The sequence below is a fragment of the Mangrovactinospora gilvigrisea genome (genome assembly GCF_001879105.1).
GTDB lineage: Bacteria > Actinomycetota > Actinomycetes > Streptomycetales > Streptomycetaceae > Mangrovactinospora > Mangrovactinospora gilvigrisea.
This window is the reverse complement of sequence record NZ_MLCF01000162.1, coordinates 46,572-53,328: the sequence shown is the minus strand read 5'-3', so window position 1 is coordinate 53,328 and position 6,757 is coordinate 46,572. Positions and strand designations below refer to the sequence as shown.

Below are 6,757 nucleotides of genomic sequence, written 5' to 3'. Positions count from 1 at the left end.
CGTTCGTCGTCGCCGGCCGCGGCGGGTGCTGCGCGGGGTGGCGCGGGTGCTCGTCGGAGGGCTTGCCGTGCTGGTGCCGCTCGACGTGGGCGGGTGGGCCGTGGGCGCCTCGCTCCCCGAGCGGTGGCGCCCCGTGGTGCACGCCCTGCACGACGCGCCGCGGCCCGCGCTGCTCGCCGTCCCCGCCGCCGCCGCGCTCGTCTCGCTCGCCCTCGCGCTCGGCACCGTCCGGCGCCGCCGTACCCAAGTTCCGTCCCAGGAGGCACCGTTGGCCACGCCGCACCACGAGCCGGAGCACGACATCACCCTCGGCACCGGCCCCGCCCCCGACCCCGGACGCGACCCCCTGCCGCGCCGGCCCTCGCGGCTGGGGCGGCCGCGCGGCGCCTGGCCCACCGTCCACGACCCGGACCGCGCCGTCCGCGGGATCGTCGCGGAGCCGGACGGGCGGCCCCTCGCGCACGCCGTCCTCACCCTCGTCGGCGCCGGCGGGCGCCAGGCGGGCCGCACCGCGACCCGTGCGGACGGCCACTACGAGCTGCCCGTCGACGCGCTCGGCAGCTACGTCCTGATCGCCTCCGCGCCCGGCCACCGGCCGCAGGCGCTCGCGCTCACCGTCGGCACCGCCTCCGTCGAGCTGGACGTCCGCCTCGGCGGGACCGTCGGCCTCACCGGGACCGTCCGCCGGGCCGGCAGCGCCGGGACCGCCGTGCCGAACGCCACCGCCCTGCTCACCGACGCCCGCGGCGAGGTGGTCGCGACCGCGACCACCGACGAGGACGGCGTCTACCGCTTCGGACGCCTCCTGCCGGGGGCGTACACGCTCGCGGTGAGCGCCGAGGGGATGCGCCCCGCCGCGCTCGCCGTCCAGCTGGACGGCGGCGCCGAACCCACCGAGCTGGACGTGGAGCTGCCGGCCGGCGCCGTGCTGCGCGGCATCGTCCGCACCCGAAGCGGGCGGCCGGTGGAGGACGCCCGGGTGACGCTGATGAACGCGGGCGGCGACGTCCTGGCGTCGATGATCACCGGCGCGGACGGCCTCTACCGCTTCGAGGACCTGCCGCCCGGCGACTACACCCTGGTCGCCGCCGGCTACCCCCCGGTGGCCACCGCCCTCGACCTCGCCGCCGACGAGCTGGAGCACGACCTGACGCTCGGTCACGGCGCGCTCTGACGCCCGAGTGGCTCGGGGCCGCCTTTCGCCGGCGCGTGCCGATCCCTTACCGTGGGGGCGATCGCAAGCGCGGGAGCTGGGAGCACCTGGCTGAGAGGGCGTTGACGCTGCGCCGACCGCATGAACCTGACCGGGTAATGCCGGCGTAGGGAGTGGGTCCTTCCATGGCCACACAGTCATCGCACTCGTCGTACCCGTCCGCCGCCTGGCGGAAGGCGTACCGCACCGGCTCGCGCCCCGATCTGCGCGTGCCCTACCGGGAGGTGCGGCTCAGCAACGGCGGCACCGTCCCGCTGTACGACACCTCGGGGCCGTACACCGACCCCGAGCACACCGTCGACACCCGCCGCGGCCTGCCCTGGCTGCGGGAGAACTGGATCGTCCAGCGCGGCGACACCGAGGAGTACACGGGCCGCGAACTGCGGCCCGAGGACGACGGGTTGAAGATCCGGCACACGGTCCCGCGCGGCGCCGTCGCGACGGACGACCTGCGCAATCTGGACGCCGTCTTCCCGGGGCGGGCCCGCCGGCCGCGCCGCGGGCACGGCGGCGCGGCCGTCACGCAGCTCGCGTACGCGCGGCGCGGCGAGACCACCGCGGAGATGGAGTACGCGGCGCTGCGGGAGGGCCTCGACCCGGCCGTGGTGCGCGAGGAGATCGCCGCCGGGCGGGCGGTGCTGCCGGTGAACGTCAACCACCCGGAGGCCGAGCCGATGGTCATCGGCAAGCGCTTCCTGGTGAAGGTGAACGCCAACATCGGCAACTCCGCGGTCACCTCGTCGATCGAGGAGGAGGTGGAGAAGATGACGTGGGCGACCCGCTGGGGCGCCGACACCGTCATGGACCTGTCCACCGGCCGCAACATCCACACCACCCGCGAGTGGATCCTGCGCAACTCGCCGGTGCCGATCGGCACCGTGCCGATCTACCAGGCGCTGGAGAAGGTGGACGGCCGCGCTGAGGAGCTGAGCTGGGACGTCTACCGCGACACCGTGATCGAGCAGTGCGAGCAGGGCGTCGACTACATGACCGTGCACGCCGGGGTGCTGCTGCGGTACGTGCCGCTGACGGCGCGGCGCAAGACGGGGATCGTCTCCCGGGGCGGCTCGATCATGGCGGCCTGGTGCCTCGCGCACCACCAGGAGAGCTTCCTGTACACGCACTTCGCGGAGCTCTGCGAGATCCTGCGGGCCTACGACGTGACGTTCTCGCTGGGGGACGGGCTGCGGCCGGGCTCCATCGCGGACGCCAACGACGAGGCGCAGTTCGCGGAGCTGCGGACGCTGGGCGAGCTGGGGCGGATCGCGCGGGAGCACGACGTCCAGACGATGATCGAGGGGCCGGGGCACGTCCCCATGCACAAGATCAAGGAGAACGTCGACCTCCAGCAGGAGATCTGCGACGAGGCGCCGTTCTACACCCTCGGCCCGCTGACCACGGACGTGGCGCCGGGGTACGACCACATCACCTCGGGCATCGGCGCGGCGATGATCGGCTGGTTCGGGACGGCGATGCTCTGCTACGTCACCCCCAAGGAGCACCTGGGGCTGCCGAACCGCGACGATGTGCGGACGGGCGTGATCACCTACAAGATCGCCGCCCATGCGGCGGACCTCGCCAAGGGCCACGAGGGCGCCCAGGCCTGGGACGACGCGCTCTCCGACGCGCGCTTCGAGTTCCGCTGGGAGGACCAGTTCGACCTGGCCCTCGACCCCGAGACGGCCCGCGAGTTCCACGACGAGACGCTCCCGGCCGAGCCGGCGAAGACCGCGCACTTCTGCTCGATGTGCGGCCCGCGCTTCTGTTCGATGAAGATCTCCCAGGATATCCGCCGCGACTACGGCCTCTCCGAGGCCGAGATCGACGCCGCCATGGAGGAGAAGTCCAAGGAGTTCGCGGAGCACGGCAACCGCGTCTATCTTCCCTTGGCGGACTGATCTGGCGGACCGAGCGGAGCACCGGGGCGGGCGGCCCTGCTCGCCCCCTCCCTCGGCCGGGGAGGGGGACGTGGTGGCGGAGATGGGGTTCGTCCCGGTGCCGGGCGGGGTGCGGTCGCTGGTGTGGCGGGGGGAGGAGCCGATGGCGATCGCGTGCGGCGACCCGTTCGACCGGGCGATCGTCTCCCCGTCCGGCCGGTTCACGGTCGTCTACGAGGAGCGCGGCACCACGGCGCTGCTGAGGGACGGGCGGCGGGCGGTGCGCGAGCTGGCGCGCAGCGACTACCACGCCGGGCACTTCGACTTCCCGGTGGCGCTCGGCCGGCTGCCGGACGGCCGGGAGGTGCTGGTGCACTGCCCGGAGGAGTACAACGTGCTGCAGGTCGAGGAGTTGGCGACCGAGCGGCGGCTCACCGCGGCCGCCGCCGAGCGCGCGCCGGTGGACGTCTTCCACTCCCGGCTCGCCGTCGGCCCCGACGGGCGGCACCTGCTGTCGGCGGGCTGGATCTGGCACCCCTACGGCATCGCCCGGGTCTACGACCTGGCGCGGGCGCTGGACGACGCCGCGGCGCTGGACGGCGGCGGTGTGCTGCCGATGGAGTCCTGGTACAGCGCCGAAGTCGCCGCCGCGTGCTGGCTCGACGCCGACCGGGTGGTTGTGGGCACCAACGACGAGGTGATGGACGACGAGGAGACGGAGATCCCGGAGCTGGGGCCGAGGCGGGTGGGCGTCTGGTCGCTCGCGGCGCGCCGCTGGCTGCATCGCAGCCCGGTGGAGGCGCCGGTCGGCCATCTGCTGGCGGCCGGTGGGCGGGTGGTGTCGCTGTACGGGTGGCCTCGGTTGATCGATCCGGTGACGGGGCGGGTGCTCGGGGAGTGGCCGGACGTGGGGGTGGCGCGGAAGGACGGGAGCTTCGGTGTCGTCGACCCGACGCTGGTCGCGGCCGTCAGCCCGGACGGGGCCCGTCTGGCGGTGGGTCAGGAGGACGGCATCGCGGTGCTGGAGCTGGGGTGACGCGGACCCCCCGGGTCCGGGCGTGCGTGGCGGCCGGGCGCCGGGGGGAGTGCGGGGTGCGTCAGTCGTCGTTGTCGACGGACAGGGAGTAGTCCGCCTGGTTGTGGTCGGCCTCGTGGAAGGTGATGCCGTAGGGGCCGCCCAGGTTCATGGAGGCGTGGTGCCTGTGGTGGAGGGAGGCGCTGCCGGAGACGTCCGCGGAGGCGGCGGAGGCGCCGGCGAGGGTGAGCGCTCCGGCGGCGGCGAGGACGATGGCGATGCGTCGCATCTGATGTTCCCTTTCGGGTCGATGATCTGACGATGCATCGGTTGCCCGATTCCCCGCCCGGTCCGACATCCCTTCATTCGTTCGGATGGGGTTGCTGGGCCGGGTGGGGGAGGCGCTCGGCCTTATGGCGTCCTATGGCGTCGTGCGCAGGCCCGCCGTCCACTTCTCCTCGATGCGGCCGAACCGCCAGACGGCGACGGCGACGAGCCACACCGCGACGAAGAGGCCGACGATGACGAAGCCGAGGGTGTTGAGGTCGAGCCCGGAGACCCAGTCCCAGAACCCGCCGTGCAGGCCCAGCTTCTCGGAGAGCAGGCCGAGCAGCTCGGCGGTGCCGATCAGCAGCGCGACCGCGACCGACAGCCCGGTGATGGTGATGTTGTAGTAGACCTTGCGCACCGGCCGGGAGAACGCCCAGTCGTAGGCGACGTTCATGAAGGCGCCGTCGATGGTGTCCAGCAGCGACATCCCCGCGGCGAAGAGCACCGGCATGCACAGGATCGCGTACCAGGGCAGCCCGGACGCGGCGCCGGAGCCGGCGAGCACCATCAGCGCGATCTCGGTCGCGGTGTCGAAGCCGAGGCCGAAGAGCAGCCCCACCGGGTACATCTGCCACGGCTTGCGGATCGACTTCATCATCCGGCCCAGCACCCGGTTGACCAGCCCGCGGTTGTTCAGCTGCTCCTCCAGCGCGGCCTCGTCGTACTCGCCGGAGCGCATCTTGCGGAACACCTTGAGGATCCCGAAGAGCAGCACCAGGTTGAGGATCGCGATGAGGTAGAGGAACGCGCCGGAGACGGAGGTGCCGATCAGGCCGGTGACGTTGTGCAGGGAGGAGTCGTCGTTCTCCACGGGCGAGGCGAGCGCCTTGACGCCGAGGGAGAGCAGGAAGGCGAGGCCGAAGACGATGCTGGAGTGGCCGAGGGAGAACCAGAACCCGACGGAGAGCGGGCGCCGGCTGCGGTCCTCGGTGAGCAGCTTGCGGGTGGTGTTGTCGATGGCGGCGATGTGGTCCGCGTCGAAGGCGTGCCGCATGCCGAGGGTGTAGGCGGTGACGCCCATGCCGATGCCGAAGGCCTGGGCGCCGGCCCCGCTGCCGGTGGTCAGATGCTGCGGTGAGACGATCGCCACCAGCACGAACCAGCCGGCGACGTGCAGGAAGAGGATGAAGGCGAACATGCCGGCGAGCCGCCGCCAGTCGGCGCGGTCGAAGGTGCGCAGGGCGTTCCTCATCGGTGGTGCGGGCTCCCGTCCCAGTAGGCGCGTGTGCGCGCGCCGCAGCGGCTGCGGTGCACTGCTTATTGCAACATATTCGCAGTAACCGGCGGGAGGGGGCCTCGGGGACCGACTCGGGGAACGCCTCAGGGAACGGGCAGGCCGGGCGCCGCGTCGGAGGCGGCGAGCCGGTCCGCGGCGCACTCCGCGGCGTACGCGGTGGGGGTGACGCCGACCGCCCGGGCGAAGTCGCGGACGAAGTGCGACTGGTCGGCGTAGCCCATCTCGTCCGCCAGCGCCGCCCAGTCGCGGACCGGCCCGGCGGCGATCCGGTCCGCCGCCTCGTGCAGCCGGTAGCGCAGCAGCACCTGCTTGGGCGGGACGCCCACGTACCGGGCGAAGAGCCGCTGCAGCCCGCGCATCGACAGGCCCGCCTCGCGCGCCGCGTCCTGCACCCGCAAGGTGCGGCGGTCGCCGAAGAGCAGCCGGTGGACGAGGCCGTTGACCAGCTCGGCGTTGGGGTCGGCGGCGAGCGCGGCGATCCGCGGGCGCAGGAACGCCTCGGCGATCGCGAGCTGCGCGGCGTCCGAGGCGGGGCCCGGCGGGACGGCGAGGATCCGGGCGGTGACGTCCTCGGTGCCGGCGTCCGGGCCGAGCACGGCGGCGAGCGGAAGGGTGGCGTCGGCGAGCCGGTGCAGCGGGATCCGCCCCAGCGGGAATCCCGCGCCGGGGCGCAGCTTCACCCCGAATACCCGCCCGCGGCCCTCCAGCGGGTAGGCGAACCGCTCGATGCCGGGTCCGGCGAAGCCGGCTTCGCCGGCCGTGAAGAAGATGTTGACCACCGGGTGCGGCAGCACCTCCACGGTGTGCACGGGGTCGGGGAGCGCGGTGAGGTCCCACTCGGTGACCCAGAACCGCTCGACGGCGTGCGCCAGATCGGCGGAGGGGGGCATGCGGCGCAGCGCGTAGCGGCCGTGCGCGCCCCCGCGCCATGCGGGCCGCAGCGGCCCGCCCGCGCCGACGGTGGCGTCGCCGCCGGCCGGCTGTCGCGTTCCTTCAAGACCGCCGGCGGCGGAGGACGGCAGGGTGGATCCCATGAACAGCGAGTCTATTGCGGCAGGCACGGGCGCAGGCGACGGCGATGGCGA

6 protein-coding genes and 1 riboswitch are annotated in these 6,757 nt (G+C 73.5%); of the genes, 3 read left to right on the top strand and 3 right to left on the bottom strand.

Going from position 1 to position 6,757, the window contains the following annotated elements; all coding sequences use genetic code 11:
• The 3 genes from BIV57_RS22555 to BIV57_RS22545 all read left to right on the top strand — a co-directional run.
• On the top strand, positions 1–1,174 hold a 1,174-nt coding region (locus tag BIV57_RS22555), incomplete at its 5' end, for an MSCRAMM family protein (RefSeq protein ID WP_139275764.1).
• 59 nt (positions 1,175–1,233) lie between these two features.
• Positions 1,234–1,343: riboswitch (TPP riboswitch) on the top strand.
• Positions 1,339–3,111, top strand: a complete 1,773-nt coding sequence (gene thiC, locus BIV57_RS22550; RefSeq protein WP_071658713.1) for a phosphomethylpyrimidine synthase ThiC — start codon at positions 1,339–1,341, stop codon at positions 3,109–3,111. It overlaps the preceding riboswitch by 5 nt.
• Positions 3,112–3,181: 70 nt before the next feature.
• The gene (locus tag BIV57_RS22545; RefSeq protein ID WP_107409664.1) at positions 3,182–4,126 is read left to right on the top strand and encodes a WD40 repeat domain-containing protein; all 945 of its coding nucleotides are present in this window, start codon (positions 3,182–3,184) and stop codon (positions 4,124–4,126) included.
• 61 nt (positions 4,127–4,187) lie between these two features.
• On the opposite strand, the gene BIV57_RS22540 is transcribed toward BIV57_RS22545, so the two are convergent.
• From BIV57_RS22540 to BIV57_RS22530, 3 genes are all read right to left on the bottom strand, one after another.
• Positions 4,188–4,394, bottom strand: a complete 207-nt coding sequence (locus BIV57_RS22540; protein ID WP_071658712.1) for a hypothetical protein — start codon at positions 4,392–4,394, stop codon at positions 4,188–4,190.
• 132 nt (positions 4,395–4,526) lie between these two features.
• Positions 4,527–5,627: a Nickel transporter NicT gene (gene nicT, locus BIV57_RS22535; RefSeq protein ID WP_071658711.1), complete on the bottom strand. Its 1,101-nt coding sequence runs from the start codon at positions 5,625–5,627 to the stop codon at positions 4,527–4,529.
• Positions 5,628–5,755: 128 nt separating this feature from the next.
• Positions 5,756–6,706, bottom strand: a complete 951-nt coding sequence (locus tag BIV57_RS22530) for a helix-turn-helix domain-containing protein (RefSeq protein ID WP_071658710.1) — start codon at positions 6,704–6,706, stop codon at positions 5,756–5,758.
• Positions 6,707–6,757 lie beyond the last annotated feature (51 nt).

Bases quoted from the DNA above. Each gene is read 5' to 3' on its own strand.
- thiC (WP_071658713.1), top strand. From the start codon at position 1,339: ATGGCCACACAGTCATCGCACTCGTCGTACCCGTCCGCCGCCTGGCGG.
- BIV57_RS22540 (WP_071658712.1), bottom strand. From the start codon at position 4,394: ATGCGACGCATCGCCATCGTCCTCGCCGCCGCCGGAGCGCTCACCCTC.
- nicT (WP_071658711.1), bottom strand. From the start codon at position 5,627: ATGAGGAACGCCCTGCGCACCTTCGACCGCGCCGACTGGCGGCGGCTC.
- BIV57_RS22530 (WP_071658710.1), bottom strand. From the start codon at position 6,706: ATGGGATCCACCCTGCCGTCCTCCGCCGCCGGCGGTCTTGAAGGAACG.